24 protein-coding genes, 1 tRNA gene and 1 pseudogene are annotated in these 19,614 nt (G+C 71.9%); 20 read left to right on the top strand and 6 right to left on the bottom strand.

The annotated features are described in order from the left end of the window. The 9 genes and pseudogenes from AOK22_RS00435 (at position 1) to AOK22_RS00395 (ending at position 7,507) form a co-directional block, all read left to right on the top strand. Positions 1 to 3,858 (top strand): carbohydrate binding domain-containing protein, encoded by a 3,858-nt coding sequence (locus AOK22_RS00435; protein ID WP_055696485.1) that lies wholly within the window; start codon positions 1 to 3, stop codon positions 3,856 to 3,858. A 10-nt stretch (positions 3,859 to 3,868) separates the two neighbouring features. Next, positions 3,869 to 4,402, top strand: coding sequence for a hypothetical protein (locus AOK22_RS00430; protein ID WP_055696484.1), 534 nt, complete (start codon positions 3,869 to 3,871; stop codon positions 4,400 to 4,402). A gap of 9 nt (positions 4,403 to 4,411) precedes the next feature. Continuing rightward, positions 4,412 to 4,633, top strand: a complete 222-nt coding sequence (locus AOK22_RS00425; protein ID WP_055696483.1) for a hypothetical protein — start codon at positions 4,412 to 4,414, stop codon at positions 4,631 to 4,633. Beyond that, on the top strand, positions 4,630 to 5,112 hold the full coding sequence (locus AOK22_RS00420) for a hypothetical protein (protein ID WP_055696482.1): 483 nt from the start codon (positions 4,630 to 4,632) through the stop codon (positions 5,110 to 5,112). The genes AOK22_RS00425 and AOK22_RS00420 overlap by 4 nt, the downstream gene beginning before the upstream one ends. Before the next feature lie 2 nt (positions 5,113 to 5,114). After that, a pseudogene (locus AOK22_RS00415) lies at positions 5,115 to 5,705 on the top strand (N-acetylmuramoyl-L-alanine amidase); the annotation flags it as partial. Between the two features lie 167 nt (positions 5,706 to 5,872). Continuing rightward, entirely contained in the window at positions 5,873 to 6,214 is a 342-nt protein-coding gene (locus AOK22_RS00410; RefSeq protein WP_055696480.1) for a hypothetical protein, read from the top strand. A 14-nt stretch (positions 6,215 to 6,228) separates the two neighbouring features. Next, on the top strand, positions 6,229 to 6,483 hold the full coding sequence (locus tag AOK22_RS00405) for a holin (protein WP_055696479.1): 255 nt from the start codon (positions 6,229 to 6,231) through the stop codon (positions 6,481 to 6,483). A 20-nt stretch (positions 6,484 to 6,503) separates the two neighbouring features. Then, on the top strand, positions 6,504 to 6,851 hold the full coding sequence (locus tag AOK22_RS00400) for a hypothetical protein (RefSeq protein ID WP_055696478.1): 348 nt from the start codon (positions 6,504 to 6,506) through the stop codon (positions 6,849 to 6,851). Then, a complete protein-coding gene (locus tag AOK22_RS00395; RefSeq protein WP_055696477.1) occupies positions 6,851 to 7,507 on the top strand; it encodes a collagen-like domain-containing protein in 657 nt (218 codons plus the stop codon). Before AOK22_RS00400 ends, AOK22_RS00395 begins: the two co-directional genes overlap by 1 nt. Positions 7,508 to 7,548: 41 nt before the next feature. Here the strand turns inward: AOK22_RS00395 and AOK22_RS00390 are convergent, their stop codons facing one another. Continuing rightward, positions 7,549 to 8,094, bottom strand: coding sequence for an HFCD family protein (locus tag AOK22_RS00390; protein ID WP_055696552.1), 546 nt, complete (start codon positions 8,092 to 8,094; stop codon positions 7,549 to 7,551). A gap of 132 nt (positions 8,095 to 8,226) precedes the next feature. Here AOK22_RS00390 and AOK22_RS00385 point away from each other — a divergent pair, with 132 nt between their 5' ends. From AOK22_RS00385 to AOK22_RS41765, 6 genes are all read left to right on the top strand, one after another. Then, complete coding sequence (locus tag AOK22_RS00385) at positions 8,227 to 9,405, top strand: helix-turn-helix domain-containing protein (RefSeq protein WP_055696476.1); 1,179 nt, start codon at positions 8,227 to 8,229, stop codon at positions 9,403 to 9,405. A 95-nt stretch (positions 9,406 to 9,500) separates the two neighbouring features. Continuing rightward, on the top strand, positions 9,501 to 9,980 hold the full coding sequence (locus tag AOK22_RS00380; RefSeq protein WP_055696475.1) for a hypothetical protein: 480 nt from the start codon (positions 9,501 to 9,503) through the stop codon (positions 9,978 to 9,980). Further along, positions 9,977 to 10,162, top strand: coding sequence for a hypothetical protein (locus AOK22_RS00375; protein WP_055696474.1), 186 nt, complete (start codon positions 9,977 to 9,979; stop codon positions 10,160 to 10,162). Before AOK22_RS00380 ends, AOK22_RS00375 begins: the two co-directional genes overlap by 4 nt. Next, positions 10,159 to 10,560, top strand: a complete 402-nt coding sequence (locus AOK22_RS00370; RefSeq protein WP_055696473.1) for a hypothetical protein — start codon at positions 10,159 to 10,161, stop codon at positions 10,558 to 10,560. The genes AOK22_RS00375 and AOK22_RS00370 overlap by 4 nt, the downstream gene beginning before the upstream one ends. 6 nt (positions 10,561 to 10,566) lie before the next feature. Beyond that, on the top strand, positions 10,567 to 10,968 hold the full coding sequence (locus tag AOK22_RS00365; protein ID WP_055696472.1) for a hypothetical protein: 402 nt from the start codon (positions 10,567 to 10,569) through the stop codon (positions 10,966 to 10,968). An 86-nt stretch (positions 10,969 to 11,054) separates the two neighbouring features. After that, complete coding sequence (locus tag AOK22_RS41765; protein WP_167357813.1) at positions 11,055 to 11,222, top strand: hypothetical protein; 168 nt, start codon at positions 11,055 to 11,057, stop codon at positions 11,220 to 11,222. 45 nt (positions 11,223 to 11,267) lie between these two features. Here the strand turns inward: AOK22_RS41765 and AOK22_RS00360 are convergent, their stop codons facing one another. After that, a complete protein-coding gene (locus tag AOK22_RS00360) occupies positions 11,268 to 11,501 on the bottom strand; it encodes a helix-turn-helix domain-containing protein (protein ID WP_055696471.1) in 234 nt (77 codons plus the stop codon). Between the two features lie 650 nt (positions 11,502 to 12,151). Continuing rightward, positions 12,152 to 12,223 (bottom strand) — tRNA-Val (locus AOK22_RS00355). A 163-nt stretch (positions 12,224 to 12,386) separates the two neighbouring features. Between AOK22_RS00355 and AOK22_RS00350 the strand changes: the two genes are divergently transcribed. From AOK22_RS00350 to AOK22_RS00330, 5 genes are all read left to right on the top strand, one after another. Then, a complete protein-coding gene (locus tag AOK22_RS00350; RefSeq protein WP_055696470.1) occupies positions 12,387 to 13,190 on the top strand; it encodes a DUF4097 family beta strand repeat-containing protein in 804 nt (267 codons plus the stop codon). A 170-nt stretch (positions 13,191 to 13,360) separates the two neighbouring features. Continuing rightward, positions 13,361 to 14,737, top strand: coding sequence for a coiled-coil domain-containing protein (locus AOK22_RS00345; RefSeq protein WP_055696469.1), 1,377 nt, complete (start codon positions 13,361 to 13,363; stop codon positions 14,735 to 14,737). Positions 14,738 to 14,867: 130 nt separating this feature from the next. Continuing rightward, a complete protein-coding gene (locus AOK22_RS00340) occupies positions 14,868 to 15,386 on the top strand; it encodes a DUF4383 domain-containing protein (RefSeq protein WP_055696468.1) in 519 nt (172 codons plus the stop codon). A 129-nt stretch (positions 15,387 to 15,515) separates the two neighbouring features. After that, a complete protein-coding gene (locus AOK22_RS00335) occupies positions 15,516 to 16,136 on the top strand; it encodes a bifunctional 4-hydroxy-2-oxoglutarate aldolase/2-dehydro-3-deoxy-phosphogluconate aldolase (RefSeq protein WP_055696551.1) in 621 nt (206 codons plus the stop codon). Next, positions 16,133 to 17,161, top strand: coding sequence for a sugar kinase (locus AOK22_RS00330; RefSeq protein WP_279617069.1), 1,029 nt, complete (start codon positions 16,133 to 16,135; stop codon positions 17,159 to 17,161). Before AOK22_RS00335 ends, AOK22_RS00330 begins: the two co-directional genes overlap by 4 nt. A gap of 43 nt (positions 17,162 to 17,204) precedes the next feature. Here AOK22_RS00330 and AOK22_RS39230 read toward each other — a convergent pair whose 3' ends face one another. The 3 genes from AOK22_RS39230 to AOK22_RS00320 form a co-directional block, all read right to left on the bottom strand. Continuing rightward, positions 17,205 to 17,426, bottom strand: coding sequence for an FmdB family zinc ribbon protein (locus AOK22_RS39230; protein ID WP_079036234.1), 222 nt, complete (start codon positions 17,424 to 17,426; stop codon positions 17,205 to 17,207). A 9-nt stretch (positions 17,427 to 17,435) separates the two neighbouring features. Further along, positions 17,436 to 18,245, bottom strand: a complete 810-nt coding sequence (locus AOK22_RS00325; RefSeq protein ID WP_055696467.1) for an HAD family hydrolase — start codon at positions 18,243 to 18,245, stop codon at positions 17,436 to 17,438. Further along, on the bottom strand, positions 18,242 to 19,614 hold a 1,373-nt coding region (locus AOK22_RS00320; protein ID WP_167357812.1), incomplete at its 5' end, for a cysteine protease StiP family protein. The genes AOK22_RS00320 and AOK22_RS00325, both read right to left, overlap by 4 nt.

Below are 19,614 nucleotides of genomic sequence, written 5' to 3'. Positions count from 1 at the left end.
ATGCCATTCGCGATCAAGGCCGAGTTGCTCGTCGGAGCCGTGTGGGTCGACGTGTCGGGGGATATCCGCTACGACACGGCGATCCGGATTCAGCGCGGCCGCTCGGACGAGTCGCAGCAAGTGGAGTCGTCGCGCTGCTCGCTGGTGCTGGACAACAACGCGGGCGCGTACTCGCCGAAGAACCCGGTCGGCCCGTACTACGGGCAGATCGGCCGCAACACCCCGATCCGGATCAGCGTCCTCACCGGCAGCACCTACCTGGACCTGCCGGGCGGGACGGCCGACTACGCGGAGACCCCGGACACGGCGGCCCTGGACATCGTCGGCGACCTCGATGTCCGTCTCGATGCGACGCTCGCGAACTGGGTGCCGCCGCTGGACTCGACGACCGCGGACGCCGTCGAGATGATCGGCAAGTTCGGGTCCGGGCAGAAGTCCTGGTTCCTCGGCTCGCGGCAGGGCCGCCTGTACTTCGAGTGGTCGGCGGACGGCTCGGCGTCCCTCGCGGCGTCCTCGACGGTCGCGCCGGTCGTGCCCGGCGCCGGGGGCCGCCTGGCGGTGCGGGTGACGCTGGACGTGAACAACGGGTCAGGCGGCTGGACGGTGCGGTTCTTCACGGCCGACAACCTCGATGCGCCCTGGACGCAGCTCGGTGACCCGGTGTCCGGCGCGGGCGTCACCAGCATCTTCAACTCGACGGCGCCGCTGCGGATCGGGAACGCCACCGGGTTCATCCTCCGCCTGCCGATCGGCCGGGTGCACGGCGCGGAGGTCCGCAACGGCCTGTGGGGCACGATCGTGGCGCAGCCCCGCTTCAACGCTCAGGCCGCGGGGACGACGTCGTTCGCGGACAGCGCCGGGCGGACGTGGACGCTGGCGGGCGGCACGTCGATCACGAACAAGCGTGTCCGGTTCGCGGGTGAGGTCACCTCGTGGGCGCCACGCTGGGAGTCCAAGCACGATCTCGTGACACAGGTCGAGGCATACGGCGTCATGCGGCGGCTCACGCAGGGCACCGTCCCCGTCCGGTCGGCGATGTACCGCGAGTTCACCAACCCGTCCCGCACGAGCATCGTGTCGTACTGGCCGATGGAGGATGAGGCCGCCGCCACGACGTTCGCGTCCGCGCTGGACGGTCAGCCCGCCATGCCCGTTCCGGCGGCCGGCGTGGCGATGGCGGCGTACGCGGACTGGGTGGCCTCCGCGCCGCTGCCGACGTTCACGTACGGGGTGACCCGCGTGAAGGTCGCCCCCTACACCGCGACGAACTTCACGTTCCTGCGGTTCGGTGCGGCCGTCCCGGCGGGCGGTGTCACGGGCACCGACCGTATCTTCAGCGTGTCGATGACCGGCACGGCACGCACCTGGTCCCTGTTCGTCAACACGAGCGGGAGCTTGGAGCTGCGGGCCTACGACGCCGACGGCACTCAGATCCTGGCGTCCGGGTTCGGCACGTTCGCCATCAACGGAGTGCCGCGGCACATCGGGATCGAGCTGACGCAGAACGGCGCCAACATCGACTGGCGCCTGATCGTCCTGAAGATCGACGAGAGCAGGCTGTCGAACACCGTCTCCAGCTTCCTGAGCGGCACCCTCAACGCCTACACCGCAGGCTCCGCGACGGACGTCCGCATCGGGCAGGACGGCCTGCTCAACGGCACAGCCATCGGGCACGTCGCTGTCGCGAGCAGCAGCACCGCGTACTCCGGCACCATCAACGCGATGATCGGATGGCGGGAGGAGACCGCGTCCAACCGCGTGCAGCGCCTCGGCATCGAGGAGGGCCTCCCCGCCTACAGCGCGTCCCTGTCCGAGCAGCGCCTCGGCGTACAGGGGCAGCTCACTCTCCTGGAGCTGATGCGCGAGGCCGCGGCGGCCGACGAGGGCATCCTGTGCGAGGAGCGGTCCTTCCTCGGCCTGCGGCTGCGGGACCGGGCGTCGCTGTACAACCAGGCCCCCGCGCTCACGCTGGACTACACGGGCAGCGACGGCCTCGTCAGTCCGCTGGAGCCGACCGACGACGACCAGCAGCCCCGCAACGACATCACCGTGCAGCGCACCGGCGGCAGCTCGGCGCGGCGCACCCTGGAGTCGGGCCCGATGTCCGCGGCCGCTCCGCCGGCGGGCATCGGCCGCTACCCGGAGTCCGTCACGCTGAACGTCGCGGACGACGCGCAGCTCGGTGACCATGCGGGCTGGCAGCTGCACGTGGGCACGGTGGATGAGACCCGCTATCCGGTGGTGCGGATGCTGCTCGCGAAGGCCGCGCATCTGGTGGAGGCCGCGGCGGCGGTGGACATCGGCGACCGCATGAAGATCGTGCGGCCGTGGGAGCTGGTGCAGCCCGACGACCTCGATCTGATGGTGCAGGGCTACAGCGAGAGCCTTGATCAGTTCATGTGGAACATCGACTTCAACACCACCCCGGCCAGCCCGTGGGATGTGGCGTGGGTCGGCGACACCAACACCGCGTCCAGCTTCCGCGAGTTCATGCAGTGGACCGACACCGACGGCTCCGCACTCGCCGAGGCGCTCACCTCGTCCCAGAGCACCGCGACGGTTGTCACGACCGCGGGTCCGGTCTGGACGCCGTACGTCCGCGACACCCCGTTCGACTGGCGCGTCAGCGGCGAGGTCATGACGGTCCTCGCGCCGTCGACGCTGCTCTCCCCGAACCCGTTCTTCGAGACAGACATCAGCGGGTGGACGGCGCAGAGCGCCACCGCGACGTGGTCGAAGACGTACGTGCACCCGCACCCGCGCGCGCTGGGCTCGCTGCGGATCGTCCCCGACGGAGTGACCTCGGTCGGCGGCGCCCTCGGCGATTTCACCGCGGTCGGCTCGGTCACCCCGGGTGCGACGTACGTCCTGTCCGGGTGGGTGTTCTGCGCCGATGGCTGGTCGGACGTGCAGGTCTGCCCGAACTGGTACGACGCCGGCGGGACGCTGGTGTCGTCGGTGGCGGGGACGGGCGTGGCGGTGGGCGCGTCGGTGTGGACGTGGGTGGAGCAGGAGTTCGTGGCGCCGGCGGGGGCCTCGCGCGCGAAGGTGCGGGTGCGGCATGGGGGGACGCCGCCGTCGTCGGCGATCTACTACGTGTGGGCGCCGCGCATCGCCCGGAAGAAGTCGTCGTTCCTGTATGACGACTTCGGGCGGACCGCGTCGAGCACGTGGGGCACCTCGGACTCGGGGCTCGCGTGGAACCAGGTGGGCGGCGGGGCTGCGTCGGACTACAACGTCAACGCCGCCCTGTACGCGACGCACATCCTGTCGACGCTGGACATCTCGCGGCGCAGCGCGGTGACAGCGGTGCACCCGGACTTCGATCTGTACTGCGACGTGACCACCAGCGCGGCCGCGTCGGGGGATTCGCTGTATGGCGGGCCGACGGCGCGGATGGTCGATGCGAACAACATGTACATGGCCCGGCTGGAGTTCCGCACGACCGGCACGATCATCCTGACCGTGCGGGCGCAGGTCGCCGGGACCGGCACAGGCATCGGCTCCTCCTACACGCTGCCGTTCACCCACACCCCGGGCAGCTTCGTGCGCGTGCGGTTCCAGGGCAAGGGCACCACCTTCCGGGCCAGGGCATGGCGGGCAGGCGACATGGAGCCGGGCATCTGGCACATCGAGGGCGCCGACGCCGCGTTCTCCGCGGCGGCGCAGATCGGGACCCGCTCGATCCGCTCCACCGGCAACACCAACCTGTCGACGGTGGAGGTCCGCTACGCCCGCTTCGACGTGATCAACCCGCAGGTGTATTCGGTGCGCCGCTCGCAGAACCGCGTCATCAAGAGCCAGGCGCTCGGCGCTGCCGTGTCCGTCGCCAACACCCCGGCATTCGCCGCTCTTTAGGAGGCCTCGCGTGTCCAGATACCCGGCGATCTACGCGGGCCAGCGGCTGACCGGCCAGCTTCTCCAGTCGTCGCAGCCCGACATTTACACCAAGGTCACCAACTTGGACCGGGCGGCGACGACGACGCTGACCGACGACCCCGACCTCACGGCGGCCCTGGAAGCGAACGCCGTCTACCACGTGGTCTTCTACATCCACTTCGCCGCGCTGGACGCCGCGCAGATCCAGACGCAGTGGACCGTCCCCGCGTCCGCGTCCGGGGTGCGGTCGGCGGCCGGCGCCGCGTGGACGCTGGCGGGCGGCGTGGCGACCGCGTCCGCCGCCGACGGCGGATACCACCGCTCCGGCGTGCACGCCTACTCCACCGCGGTCCGCTACGGCACCCGCAACAGCGCCTCGAACCAGTGCGTAGCCGTCGAGGAGTCCGTGCTGACGACGGTGTCCGCGGGCACGTTGGCGCTCCAGTGGGCGCAGGCCGTGTCCAACGCGACCGCAACCCGGGTGGCGGCCGGGTCCTCCCTGCACATCCGACGACTGGCCTAGGAGCCTGCCATGCCCGAACTCCCCTACCCGCATTACAAGATCCAGGCCGACGGCCCGAACGAGACGGGCTGTGTGATGACCGTAGTCATATCCGACGGCGTCGGCGGGCCCCTGCCCGGCACCACCGCCAAGGGTATCGTCGAGGACCTGGCCCGGCGCCTGGCGGGCGAGGACGGGGACGTGACGGTGTCGCTGGTCCGCACCGAGATCTCCGCGACGAGCCTGCGGTGACGGTCCTGGTGTGCTCGCTGAAGACGAGCGAACCCCAGCGCATCGAGCCCGGCGCCTACCGGGTCGTGCGCTTCCCCTTCGGCGCCGCCGAGTCCCACGACGTGCACACCATGCACCAGGTCGTGCAGCCCGACGGGGTCCGCCTGGCCGACTGGATCCGCGACGACCGCTCAGGGCTGATCTGGCCGGCGGCCGAAGGGTGGGGCACGCTGCACGCGCTGATCCAGTGGGAGGACGGCGAATACACGGAGGTCCGCAGCCAGTTCGTACGCGACCCGCTCGGCCTGAGCACGGGCCCGGACTCGACGTGCACCGAGGACGACGTGCCCACGCCGGGCGGTCAGTTCCGGGCCAAGACGTGGGGGCTGTTCGTGCACCCGGGGACGCCGCTCGCGCTCGTGGTGCGGCACGACGCCCGGACGGCGCAGCGCGTGACCCTCGCCGAATTCAAGCTCGCCATCCACCCGACGGAGGTCTGATCATGGCTTCACCCCTGTCCGCGAGATCCTTCCTCGACGCGCTCCGCGACGAGGGCGTCACCGTCGTCGAGGTCGGCGACTGGGAGCACCACAACCGCAACCACAAGGGCCCGTGGGGGCCCGTGCACGGGATCGTCATCCACCACACCGTGACGTCGGGCAGCGCGCGCACCGTGAAGATCTGCCGCGACGGGCACGCCGCCCTGCCGGGCCCGTTGTGCCACGGCGTCATCACCAAGGACGGCCGCGTCCACCTCGTCGGGTACGGCCGCGCGAACCATGCCGGGCTCGGGGACGACGACGTGCTCCAGGCCGTCATCGCCGAGCGGGCCGCGCTACCGCCGGACAACGAGGCGAACACCGACGGTAACCGGCATTTCTACGGCTTCGAGTGCGAGAACCTCGGCGACGGCGAGGACCCCTGGCCTGCCGCGCAGTTGCTCGCGATCGAGAAGGTGTCGGCCGCGATCTGCCGTCACCACGGGTGGTCCGAGCGCTCGGTCATCGGTCACTTGGAGTGGCAGCCCGGAAAGGTGGACCCCCGCGGCTTCGCCATGTCATCGATGCGCGTCCGGATCGCCGCCCGCCTCAAGCCGAGCCGTACGTACACCGTCCGCAAGGGCGACACCCTTTCCTCGATCGCCGCCGCGCAGCTCGGTGACGACGCCCGCTGGCGCGAGATCGCCAGGCTCAACGGCCTCCAGGACCCCGACGCGATCCGCGTCGGCCAGAAGCTCAAGCTCCCCAAGAGGTGAGCGGGATGATCCTCAACCTCACCCCGCACCCGATCCGTCTCTACGCGGCCGAGCGAGAGGACGGCATCGACGACCTCGAACCGCATCTGCGCGACGTCATCGGCCCCGAAGGGACACCTGCCCGACTCTCCACCAAGGAGCTCGGCGGCGGCATGTGGCCCGAGCTCGTCGAGTTCGGGCACGCGCAGAACCTCCCGCCCAAGCGCGACGGTGTCCAGTACATCGTCTCTCTCGTCGTCGCCCTCGCCCTCGCCGACCGGCGAAGCGACTTGCTTGTCCCCTACCGCGAGGTGCGCAACGCCTCCGGAACCGTCATCGGCTGCCGCTCGCTCGCGCAGCCTGTCTGAAAGAGGTAACGCCCATGAACACTGGCGCTTTCTGGAAGGCGACCGCCGAGCGCGCGGTGCGCACCTTCGCTCAGTCCTCCCTCGCCCTCATGGCCGGGGACGGCATCGGCCTCCTCGACGTCAACTGGGGAGAGGTCGCCTCGGTCGGCGGCCTGGCCGCAGTCGCCGCAGTACTGACCGCGATCGTGACGAGCGGCGGCACGACTGGCCCCGGCATCACCGAGACCGTCGCCACCCCGAGCACTCCGCGCGGGCCGTCCTCGATCTGACCTGACGGGAGGGCCCACCAGTGCCCGAGGAGCAGACCGTCGGGGAACTCGGGCGCTCGGTCGCCGCCCTGCGCCGGGACATTCAGGCGATGGCGCAGGGCATCAACTCCCGCCTCGACAAAGTCGTTTCCACGGAGGTCTACAGCCTCCAGTCCGCGTACACCGACCAGCGGATCACGCAACTGTCGCAGGAGCTCCAGAAGATCAGCGATGCGCGGGAGACGCTGGAGACCCAGTTCGAGCAGTACCAGCTCGCCGAGCGTGACCGGCGCGAGCGGGAGCGGCAGGCGCGCCTGTATCAGCTCGTCGTGCCGGTGCTTCTAGCGCTGTTGTCCGCGGGCGTCGCGGTGTGGGCGGTGGTGGCGTGATGCGCGCGGCCCACAGCAGGACGCGGCATCTGCGGCTGCCGCGCGTCGAGTGGCTGATCGGCCTGACGCTGGTCGTGGTGGTGGCGTTCCTCGGCGTGCTCACTGTGCTGGTGGTGCGGCAGTCGCAGGATCTGCGGACGGCGAACGAGGCGCGTGATGCCTTGGCCAGGCAGGTGCAGGGTCTTGGTGAGCGGCCGGTGGCGGGGCCCCCGGGGAGCCGTGGGGAGCCGGGCCGGAGCGTGAGCGGGCCGCGCGGCCCGAGCGGCCCGGCTGGCGAGCCCGGCGACACAGGCCCGTCCGGGAAGCCGGGCCGCGCGGGCGAGGACGGCAAGACGGGCAAGGACGGTGCCACCGGCGAGCAGGGCCCGACCGGCGCCGCGGGAGAACCCGGGGCCGACGGAGCGGACGGAGTCGCGGGCCCGCCCGGACCGCAGGGCGAGCCGGGGCCGGCGGGGCCAGCAGGACCGCCAGGTGAGCAAGGCCCGCGCGGTGAGGCCGGACGGGATGGGCAGACCTGCCCTGACGGCTACAGCCTCCAGGCCCCGGCCTCCGATCCGGACGCGCTCGTGTGCCGCCGCGACGGCGCCCCACCGCCCGACCCCGAGCCCACGCCGCAGGCAGCGGCTCTCGACCCACAGCGACGCCAGTACGTGTGAGACGTGCCCCCTTCCGCCTTCGGGCGGGAGGGGGCCTTCCGTCATGCCTGGTCGGCCAGCTGCTTCGCCGCTGCGAGCGCGAGATCCCAGGGGTAGCCCTTCGGCGCCCCGGAGCCGGGCGGATTGGGTTGGAAGCCACCCTCTCCGTAGAGGACGGTGACGCCCTGCTCGCGGAGCTCGGTGACACTGCGGTCGAGCTGGCGATGCTGCGCGTATGCAGCGTTCACACACGGCATTGCCACGGTCGGGATGCCCTTACCGATGCCCTCGGCGACCACGCCCACGACGAACACGGACGTCAGGCCGAGCGCCCAGGAGTTGAGGCTGTTGAACGTCGCCGGAGCGAACAGAATCACGTCCGCCTTGGGCCAGACATCCGGCTCACCGGGGAGCTTGTACTCGCTGCGCACCGGGTGCCCGGTAAGCGCACCCAAGTCGTCGAGGCTCTCCTCCAGCCACCGGGCTGCTGTCGGGGTCAGTCCAAGGCAGACGTCCCACCCGCCTGCCTGCGCCGTCTCGATCACCTCAGCCACCTGGAAGACGGGCGGCGCGGCCGAGCCGAACAGATACAGGGTGCGTGAGGTCATGGCGCCATCCCACCCTGCGCCGATGGCCACACGCAACTGCCCCCGATCCTGGTGGATCGAGGGCAGAAGCCGGGCCAGCGCTATCGAGCGCGGGTACCGTTCCAAGTGGTGAGCCAGGAACGGAGTTCCAGTATGCCCAGAGACGACCAACCCGGAGCCAGGATCGCGAAGTACCGGAAGTTGGCCGGATACACACAGAGCGGCTTCGCGCTGAAGATCGGATACTCGTACAGCCTCGTTCATCAGGTGGAACGTGGACATAAGGCTGCGAGCCCTGACTTCACGGCTGCGTGTGCTCGGGCTCTGGATGTCGATGTCACCACGCTGACAGGACAGCCGTACATGACCGAGCTGCAACAGGACCGCCTAGCCGAACTGATCCGACCGATCCGCGAGTCGCTCGATCTCTACGACCTGGGAGCCGACCCTGATGTGGCCACGCGCGAGACGCCTCAACTAGTCAGGGCAGCGGAGACTCTATGCCAACAGGTCCGGGCCACACTCCTGAACAAAGCAGCGCAGACGCTGCCCCGGCTGGTCGCCGAGCTGACGACAGCGGCCTACCGCAATCCGTCTACTGAGCTGTGGGCCGCGCTGGGCTCCACCTACCGCACCGCTCATGACGTGACGGTCAAACTCGGCTTCTACGACCTCTCCACGATCGCCCTGGATCGCATGGAGTGGGCTGCGCAGCGGGCATCGGATCCGGTGCTCTCTGCTGTCCGGCAGTACATGCGAGGGCTCGTGTACCACCGGGAAGGGGAGCACACCATCGGCCTTCGCCTTGTGGACGCCGGCCACCACCTTCTCGATCAAACGATGGAGACTCCAGAGTCGCTAGCCGTGGCCGGACAACTGCATCTCGGCGCCACGGTGATCGCCGCTCGGGCCCGCGATGAAGACGCGGTGAAGACTCATCTTGCGGAAGCCAAGCAGATCGCCAGGCGTGCCGGGGACGTCGAGCACGTGCACTGGCTGTCGTTCGGAACTACGAACTGGGCTGCTCACGAGCTGTCCGCGCTCACGGAGATGGGTCAGTACGGGAAGGCAGTGGAGAAGGCGAAGAAGCTCCGCATGCCCGACTCCTGGCCTACCTCTCGCCGTGCGCACGTGTGGATCGACCGAGGCCGCGCCGAGATGGAGACGGGCCGTAACGAAGCCGCCCTCACGTCGATCGCGATGGCCCGGAAGCTGGCTCCGCAGCAGACCCGCTATCACCCCGGGGCCCGCGCGACGATCGAGGGCCTCGTGCACCAGCAGCGCAAGACGCCGGACGCCTTGGGACATCTGTCGGCCTGGCTCGGCCTGTGACACCCGCTGTCACTGAAGAGTGACAGTTCCCGCCGCTGCAAGTCATCACGCTGATCTCAGACCTGATCGACGCTGATGACGGCAGGGGCAAGACGGTGAGTTTCGAGACGACGAACATTGCTCAGTGGCTTGCGCGCAGCCACGAGGCGCCTGCGCAGGCGTGGGCTGAGTGGACCCACGCTGGTGTCGCACTGCTGCCGCTCGGCCAGCGCTTCGACGCGGTCCGCCTGCCCGACGCCCTCGTGCACGCCGCGGTCGGCGCCACCGACCCCGACGAGACCGCCGCGCGCCTCGCGCAGTGCCTTCGCGGCCCCGTGATCCATGACAGCCGGACCATGGGCGGCATCTACTACGCCCTCATGCGCCCGGTCGAGCGGATCCGGTGGCGGCACCAGGACATCGCCCCCCGCCTCGGCATGAACAACTACCTCGGCGTACCCACGCTCACCCGCACCGCACTTCCCGGCCCCTACTGGGTGGTGCTGCCCCGTTTCGAGGGCGACCTGTGCGAGCCCTCGGCCGTCGAGTGCCTCGTCACCGCCGGCAGTGCCGCCCTGAGCGGAGCCGAGCAGTGATCGCGGACACGATGACCGCCGAGGAGCAGCGGGCGGACGAGGCGTACCGGCTCCTCCTCTCGCACACCGAGGGATGCGGGCGCTGCCGGGCGAACGACGACTGCGAAGACGAACGGCGCCTGGCGCGCGCCTGGCGGGCGCTGCGCTCCGCCGCGGCCCACACCACGGGCGAGGCCTCATGAGCGAGACGTGCGGCCTGTGCCTCCGTCCCATCCGCGCCGGTGAGCCGACGCAGGAGCTGATGGTCTACGTCGACGGCACACCGCAGCTCGGCCGCGCCCACGCGAGAACCTGCCCGGAGGTGCTGCTCGTCTGGTGCGCGCCGTGCCTGCGCGCCCTCCTCACCGGCGCGGCCGGGCCGCACGGCTGCCTCCTGGAGACCTCGCTCGGCATCGACGGCAACCGGATCGTCGTCATCCCGGAGACGGACTGCCTCTGCCACTGCCCGCCCGACGGCGCGGTGGCGCCCCCGGCGGAGAGTGAGGCGCTGCGCGCCGCACGAGACAGAGCGCGGGTACCGACGGCCCGCGAACTGTCGGTCCCCGCTCGTAGACTTGCCCGGCCGCCACGAGAGGATTGATCACAAATGCGCCCCGACGCGTTCCAGGACTACGCCGTTGATCTGCTCAAGAATGCCGCCGACGTGCAGCGCGTACAGACGCTCGCCGAGGCGGGAGACGACAAGCATCCGTACGGCCTCGCCGTGACCGTGGCCGGCCGCGAGGTTCGGTGGCAGATGATTGGGCAGCTCGCCGAGGGCGCCAAGCACGACCCGCCCACCGCGGCCGTCCAGGGCGCCCCCGCCCCCTTCGAGGCTGCCCCGGTGACGGCCGCGCCGGATGCGTGGCTAGCGGGCGTGATCGGAGCCGCAGAGTCCCCGGAGATCGCCTCGCTCGACGTGTGGTCGGCGCGCGAGGGTGACACCAGCGGGCACGGCGTGACGATCACCTGGCACAACGGCGAGCGGACGTTCGTCCGCAAACTCTGACCCTCCACGCTTGGCCCGGACCCTGCCGAGCAGCGGAGTGCACCACACCAGTCAGCACCATCCCACCACCCAAGGGAGAACTGATCATGTGTGACCAGCAGCGCGGCCACCGCTTCGACCCGGGCCAGTGCTCGGGCATCTGCCAGGTTTGCGGCGTCTACTCCGGTGTCGAGCCGGGCCAGCCGATGCCGCCGCACCAGCCGCAGGGCGGCGGTCGAGAGATGTGCTCGGGCGCTGGCACCCCCGCCGGGTGACAACCAGGGCGGGGCTCGGTCTACCCGTGAGCCGGGTCCCGCCCGTCACACGAGGTCGCGGAGCGGGACGCCGAGCGCGTCGGCGATGCGGATCAGGTTGTCCAAGATGGGCGAGGCGTGGCCCTGCTCGATGCGGTTGATCGCCTGGCGGTCGAGGCCGGCGCGGTCGGCGAGCGCCTCTTGCGTGAGGTTGGCGTGGAGGCGTGCGGCCCGGATGCGTTGGCCGACGGCTCGCCGGGCGGCGAGTACGCGGGGCGATGGGGGCGGGACGAGCGGCACTCGTTCAACGCTCGCGGCGGGATGATCTCGTGTCTGTATCGTTGACCGTACATTTTTGGATCATGGGAGTGGTGTGGGCAAGCCCCTTCGAGGGGGCGCCCGTTCGCCTGATACCGGTCTCGCCGCGTTGCGGGGCGGCCACACCATTCGGTCTGATAACTGCATCTGGCATATACCTCCGCCCGAGACCGGGCGGGCTCCTCGTGGTCTGCCCTGCGGGGGAGATCGCGGAAGGGTGAGCAGACGGCAGAGGTGTTCACGTGTCCGCCTCGGTTCAGCCACCCTTGGCTCTGACTCGGTCAGAGCACGCCGCCCCACCACAACTGTGTGGTGGGGCGGTCTAGTTTGTTCGTACGGCCCCCGCCGACTGATGCGACGGGGGCCGTAGCCTGCGGGCCCGGCCTCCCCGCCGGGGCGCCACAGGATTGGACGAGCACGTGTCTGGCGCACGCGGGGAGACGCGCCAGCCCTCGTCAGCAGTGACTCTATGCGGGAGGCTGACGGCGTCCAGTCCCTCGAACGAGTGATGACGCTCGTCATGATCGCCAGGGGATGTGGACTCTTAGTGGACTTCAACCACGAAGAGACCCCCCGACCGATCACGGTTGGGGGGTCTAAAAACAGGCTCTCACCTGCTACTTCCTACCCGGTGGGCGCGGACGGTTTCGAACCGCCGACATCCTCCTTGTAAGGGAGGCGCTCTACCCCTGAGCTACGCGCCCGGGACGAGTGGACAGCCTACCTTGCCGCGGGCAGTGCCCCGCAAACCGCTCCGGCCGGGGGTTATCCCCACCCCCGATGCGGTGGCGGTCCGGATCGTCCCGGCTCGGGAGGATCCGTACAGTCTGACGGAGGAGCACAAGATCGTCTTCAGGGGGAACCGTCATGTCCGTCCGTGCCCGGCGCCGTCCGCGCGCCGCCCGTGCCCTCGTCGCCGCCGGTGGGACCGCGGCCGCGGTCCTCCTCGTGGGGGCGTGCGGGGCCGACGCCGGGAACGATTCCGACCCGGAGCACCGCACGTTCGCGCTCGCGGGCAAGACACTGACCATCGACTCCAGCGACTCCGCGCTCGACGTCGTACCGGCCGGGGGCGACGCGAAGGACGTGAAGGTGACCCGGTGGTTCGACGGACAGACCGTGCTCGGCGGCAGCCCGAAGGTGACGTGGAAGATGGCCGAGGACCGGCTCACCCTCGACGTGTCGTGCTCCGGCGTGATCTCCGACTGCTCGGCCCGCCACCGCGTCGAGGTGCCCCGCGGGGTCGCGGTGACGGTCGAGAACAGCGACGGCCGGCTCACCGCGAGCGGCTTCCGGGAGGCGCTCACGGTGCGCTCCAAGGACGGCGCCGTCACCGTCGAGGACACCTCCGGACCGCTCGACCTGACCGGCGCCGACGGCTCCCTCACCGTGCGCGGCGCGACGTCGCGGCACGTGACCGTCGACTCCGAGGACGGCGCCGTACGCCTGGAACTGGCCGCCGTGCCCGACCGCGTCGACACCCGCAGCAAGGACGGCTCCGTCGACATCGCCCTCCCGGACGAGAAGGACGGCGAGCGCGTCCGCTACGACGTACGCACCGAGACGCGCGACGGCTCCGTCGACGTGACGGTGCCGCGCTCCGACGACAGCCCCCACCACGTGGCCGTCCGCAGCGCCGACGGCAAAGTCACGGTGCGCAGCGCGAACTAACCGGCCCGTGTATTCGTCTTTAACCGGTGGGAGAATGTGACACCGGGCAGGGCGGATGACAGCACGGGAGAGGGATAGTGACGGCGACACCTTCGCAGCCGTACACACCGGACAGAGCGGGGCCGACGACCACGACGACCGCCGCGGGGCGCCCGACGGACGCGCCGTCCGTGCCGCACGCCCCGGCCCGTGACCGCGTCCGCCGCGCGAGCTCGCGCCGCGGCGGTCCCCTGCGCGACGTCCTCGCCCTCGCCCTCCTCCCGCTGCCCCTGCTCGCCGCGACCGTCCCCGCCGCGTTCGCCGGCGGCGGCACCCGCCGGTGGTTCGGGGGCCGCGGCGAGAGTCTGCGCGCCGAGGCGCAGGCCGCGAAGGACGCCGCCGCCGCTGCCTTCTACGAGCTGGACACCGCCCAGCGCGACCTGCGGATCTCCATAGAGACGATCGTCGCCGTCGACTCCTCGCCCGCGGCACAGCGGACCGTCGCGGACTTCGAGGCGCTCGGCCACCGCATCGACGAGGTCAGCCACCGCTACATCAGCGCGGTGGACGCCCACGACCTGGACCGCGACGACCTGGAGTCGTCCGTCGCGGCCCGCGCGCGGACCGAGCTCACCCAGGCCAAGGACGAGCTGGTGCGGACCAAGGAGGAGCTCGAGCGGTTCCGGCAGGGCCTCGGTCCGCTCCTCGACAAGGCCGAGACCCAGCTCGCCCGGCTCGCCCCCGCCGTGGAGCGGGCCCGCCAGACCCTCCTCGCCGCGAGCAACGCGCTGGACGCCGTCCGCGCGGCCGGCCTCGAGGCCGACGACCTCGCCGCCCGCCTGGCCACGCTCGGCCCCGAGCTGACCAAGCTCAACCAGGGCGCGGGCCGGCACGGCGTGGCGGAGACCCTGCAGCGCGCCGACCGCGTGCTGCGGGACGCCGAGGCCGTGCGCGCCGAGGCCGAGCGGCTGCCCGAGCGCGCCGCCGAGACGGACCGCCGCCTGGTGTCGCTGCGCACCCGCGCACAGGCGCTGACCACCCGCAGCGGCCAGGTCGAACCGATCCTCAGCGAGCTGCGCCGCCGGTTCTCCGCCGCCTGCTGGCAGGACCTGCAGCGCGTCCCCGACCAGGCCGCGGAGAATGTGCGCCAGGCCGAGACCAAGCTCAAGGAGGCCCAGCAGGCCCGCGACGAGCAGCGCTGGCCGGACGCCACCGCCCGGCTCTCCACGGTCCGCGCGCTGCTGAACTCGACGGACGAGGCGGTCTCGGCCGCCGGCGACCGGCTCCAGCGGCTGAACGCGGTCGCGAAGGACCCCCAGCAGGAGATCGAGCGCACCCGCTTCGCGATCCGGGACGCCCAGCGCCTGGCGATGACGGGCCGCCAGACCCCCGAGCCGCGCCACGCCCGCCCGCTGGACGAGTCCGTGGCCCGCCTCGACCGCGCGGTCGCCTCCCTGGAGGGCCGCCACCCCGACTACTGGCACTTCCTGACCGAGACCGAGGCGGTCCGCACGACGGTGGCGCGCGTGGTCGCGCAGATCCGGGAGGAGCGGGGGCAGGGCGCCTGAGGCCCGGACCTCGGGCAGGGAGGCCCTGAAGCGCCCGAAACCGCGGGTCCGCGCGGTGCGGCTGGCGGTCGCCGCCCCGCGGGCAGATCCTGGAGATACGTACGGCCTCCGCGCTACCAGGGAGACGGCCATGGCCACGCACGTACTTCACTCGGGACCGAAGGGCCACAAGCGTCGCATCACCCTCGACGAGGAACTGCCCGTCGACCACCGCCTGAGCAGGGTCTACCGCGTGGGCGCCGGCCTGATGGGGCTCGTGCTCCTCGCCTTCGGCGTCCTCGGCCTCATCGACAAGATCGGGTTCTTCGACACCCGCGGCGACACCGTCGCCGGGCTCAACACCAACGGCGCGCTCAGCGTCCTGTCGATCGCCGTCGGACTGCTGCTCTTCGCCGGCATGGTGATCGGCGGCAACACGGCCTCGACGCTCAACATGGCGGTCGGCGTCGTCTTCGTCCTCAGCGGCTTCGTCAATCTCGCCCTGCTGGACAGCCGGTACAACGTCCTGGCGTTCCGGATCCAGAACGTCCTGTTCAGCTTCGTGGTGGGGCTGCTGCTCATGACCTTCGGGATGTACGGGAGGGTCAGCGGCGGGCTGCCGCACGACAACCCGTACTGGAAGGCGCGCCACCCGGATCCGGCGGGCTAGCCCCGGCTCCCCTCGCGAGGGTCGGCCGGTCCGCGCGGGCCGGATCGGGCGGCCGGCTTCGCCCCGCGCGTGCCACCCGGATCGGGCGGCCATGGTCACCTGTGCGAATCTGGGACCATGCTCGACCTGTTGGATTTCCCCGCGGTTCTCCGGGCGCGGCGCCTCATCGCCATCGTGCGCGGCAGCGACCCCGACGCCTCGTTCCGTACGGTCATGACGCTCGCCGAGTCCGGCGTCCCGCTGATCGAGGTCTCCCTCAGCGGCGCCGACGCGCTGGGCGTGCTGCGCAGGGCCCGCGCCGAACTCGGCGCCGACGCCTGGCTCGGCGCGGGCACGGTCCTCACCGCCGAGGACGCGCGCGCGGCGGCGGACGCGGGCGCCAACCTCATCGTCACGCCGGGCCTCGGCGCAGGCGTCGACGAGGCGGTGCGGCGGGGCCTGCCGGTGCTCGGCGGCGTCCTCACGCCGACCGACGTCATCGCGGCCCAGGCTACGGGCGTGACGGCCCTGAAGGTCTTCCCCGCGTCGGCGATGGGCGGCCCCGCCTACCTCAAGGCGCTGCGCGGCCCCTTCCCGCGGACCCCCTTCGTGCCGGTGGGCGGCGTGGACGCGGCGGCGGCCGAGGCGTATCTGGCGCTGGGCGCGGTCGCGGTGGGCGTCGGCTCGCCGCTGATCGGCGACGCGGCGGACGGCGGCGACCTGGACGCGCTGCGCGCCCGCGCCGCGGAGTTCGTGAAGGTGACGTCGTGACGGGGGCGGCGTCGGTGGCCGGATCCGACGTGGCGGCGGCAGGGGCCCACGACGTCCTCACCCTCGGCGAGACCATGGTCGCCCTGCGCGGCAGCGGCCCCCTCAAGCTGGGCGGCACGCTGGACGTGTCCGTCGCGGGCGCCGAGAGCAACGTCGCCATCGGCCTGTCCCGCCTCGGCCACACCGTCCGCTGGGCGGGCGCGGTCGGCGCCGACGAGGCCGGTGAGCTGGTGCTGCGCACGCTGCGCGCGGAGGGCGTCGACGTCACCGCGGCCACGCGCGACGCGGACGCCCCGACCGGTCTGATCCTCTTCGAGCCGCGGCTGCCGGAGGTGACCCGCGTGCACTACTACCGCGCGGGATCGGCGGGTTCACGGCTCGCCCCCGAAGCGGTCGAGGCCGCCTTCGCCACCGGGCCGGCGCCGCGCGTCCTGCACCTGACCGGCATCACCCCGGCCCTCGGCCCGTCGGCGGCCCGCGCCTGCCGCCGCGCCCTGCACCTGGCCCGCGAGCACGGCACCCAGGTCTGCCTGGACGTGAACTTCCGCTCCCGGCTGTGGAGTCCGAAGGACGCGGCGGCCGAGCTGCGCGCGTGGATTCCGTACGTCGACGTCCTCATCGCCTCCGACGACGAGCTGCCGCTGTGCCTGCCGTCGCGGGCGGGATCCGGGGACGTCCTCACGGAGAAGACGCTGGACGTCCCCCCGGAGAAGACGCTCCTGGACCTCGGCGTCCGCGAGGTCGTGGTCAAGCTCGGCGCGGACGGCGCCACCGCCCACACCGCCGAGGGCACGCTCCGCTCCCCCGCGCGCGAGGTGCGGGCCGTGGACGCGGTGGGCGCGGGCGACGCGTTCGTGGCCGGCTATCTGTCGGCGCTGCTCGACGGCGCGGACCCGGCGGGACGCCTGGACCGTGCGGTCACCACGGGAGCGTTCGCGGTGGCCTCCCACGGCGACTGGGAAGGGGCGCCCACGCGGGCGGAGCTGGGCCTGCTGGGGGCGGGGCCGGGCACCGTCGTGCGCTGACGGGCACACGGAGGAACCCCGAACCGCCTCCCCCACGGCACTCTCAGCCGCAACAACCCCCACCGCAGCAACCGCCGCCACCGCCGCCACCGCCTTCCCGCGGAGCCGAGACGGAAGAAGAACCCCCCACCGCCACCGCCGACAGCAACTTCACCGTGTCGCCGTGCCCGGCAGGGCACACCGCCGGGTCACCGGACTCGGCCATGGGCCGGCTCAGCTCGAACGTGTCACCACAGGACCGGCACCGGTATTCGTATCGAGGCATGGGCCCAGGCTATCCGTGCCGCCCCGCCACGAGGAACGCCCTCGCGATCTCCTCGCCCGCCGCGATCCCGCGCTCGGGCAGCACCGTGAGGCCCGGCGCCTCGAAGTCCGTGTCGGCGAGCTCGCCGTGGCCGGGCCGCCAGGAGCGGTCGGCCGCCAGCAGCAGATCCGCGTCGAGCAACGAGTCACCCGCGGCGAGGATCTCCTCGGCACCGGTCCGCCGGGCGACCTCCCGCACCGCCGCGCTCTTGGTGAGCGGCTTCGGCACGGCGTAGAGCTTGCGGCCCTGCAACGAGACCGTCCAGCCGCGCGCCTCCGCCCAGGCGGCGAGTTCCTTGACCCACGCGTCGGGCAGCAGCGCGCGCTCGACGACGAGGTACGCGAAGAGGTCCTCGGCGACGCGTTCCTTGAGCAGCCAGGCCGGGTCGGCGGTGCGCACCAGATGGGCACGGACCTCGTCCAGGGAGGCGCACTCGGCGGCGAGGCGGCGCGCGACCGCCGCCTGCCACTCGGGGTCGGACACACCGTCGACGAGCAGGTGCCCGCCGTTGGCGCAGATCGCGAACTCCGGTGCGGGGCCGGGCAGATGGATGCGTCCGTACTGCTCGCGGGTGCGCGTGGTCGTCGGCACGAAGACGGCCGTGCGGACCAGCTCGTCGAGGAGCCCGGCGGCGGTCTCGGTGACGTACGAGAGCGGCTTGCCCTCGTACACCTCGACGCAGAGCAGGCGCGGCGCCTCGGCGTCGGGCATGGTCAGACCGAGGGCGGCGGCCGAGTAGATGAGGGTGCGGTCGAGGTCGCTGGCGACGATCCTGGTCACGGGGCGACCACCGCCCTGCCGTCCGCCCCCGTGGCCCCGCGCGTGTACTTGGGGTGGATCAACCCCACGCAGCTGTACGGGAGTTCGCCGACCTCCTCGACGGGTACGCCCCGCTGCTCGGCGAGCAGGCGTACGTGGTCGAGGTCCGCGCCGGCGCCCGCGCGGGCCAGGATCTTCCAGGGGACGCGGCGCAGGAGGACGCGGGTCGTCTCGCCGACGCCCGGCTTCACGAGGTTCACGTCGTGGATGCCGTACTCCTCGCTGATCCGCTCGACGGCGGCCCAGCCCTCCCAGGTGGGCGCCCTGTCGGCCGAGAGCGCCTCCTTGACCTGCGCGTCCACCGCGTCGGCGACCTCATCGAACCGGCCCACGACCGTGTCGATGAACTCGCCGGACACATCGGCGTCCACGAGCTCGCGGTAGAACTTCGCGCCGTGGAAGTCGTCCGGGCCGACCAGGTCGGCGCGGAGCACCGTACGCGAGATCAGCCCGGACACCGTGGAGTTGAGGCACGCGGAGGGGATGAGGAAGTCCTCGCGGGTGCCGTAGGTGCGGACGCACGAGCCGGGGTCGGCGAGCACGGCGATCTCCGGGCTGAAGCCCGCGGGACCGCCCGCCTCCTCGAACTCCCTGACGGCGTCGGCCAGTTCACGGGTGATCGCGCCCTTGCCGGTCCAGCCGTCGACGAAGACGACGTCGGCGGGGTCGTGGTGGGCGGCGAGCCAGCGCAGCGCGTTGGCGTCGATGCCGCGGCCGCGCACGATCGACACGGCGTAGTGCGGCAGGTCGAGGCCGTGCCGGTGCGCGGCCCAGCGGCGCATCAGGACGCCGACGGGTGTGCCGGCGCGGGCCAGCGACACGAGGACCGGGCGGGGGGAGCGCTCGGCGAGGACGGTCTCGGTGACCGTGCCGACGGCCTGCGCGATGCGGGCGGCGGACGTGCCGAGCGCGGCCCGGAACAGCTCCTGGTAGCGCTCGCTCGGCTGGTACTCGACGGGCAGCGACTCGGCGTAGTGCGCGCCGCCACTCTGGATCGCCTCCTCGCGCTCCTCCGTGGGGGCCTCCAGCGTGACGTCCGAGAGGTCCTGCAGCAGCCAGCCGACGTCGTCGGCCGCGTACGAGGAGAAGGCGGGGCCGCGGAGGGGCTCGGGCAGCATGGGGGGCCTTGCGGGGGCGTGCGGGAGGGCGCGCGGCGGGGCCTGCGCCGGGACGTACGAAGGCGCGTCCGAGGACACGGACGACGCGGGCGCGGACGGCGACGCGGACGAGGGGACGTACGAGGGGACGACGGCCAGCAGGACGTGCCCGGTGTGCGCCGACAGCTGGGCGAGGAGTCCGTCCGGGGCGTGCAGGGACGGGGTGTCGGCGA

It is taken from the genome of Streptomyces silaceus, assembly GCF_001419745.1.
Lineage (GTDB): Bacteria > Actinomycetota > Actinomycetes > Streptomycetales > Streptomycetaceae > Streptomyces > Streptomyces silaceus.
Note: the sequence above shows the minus strand (reverse complement) of the source record. Positions and strands in the feature narration are given on the sequence as shown.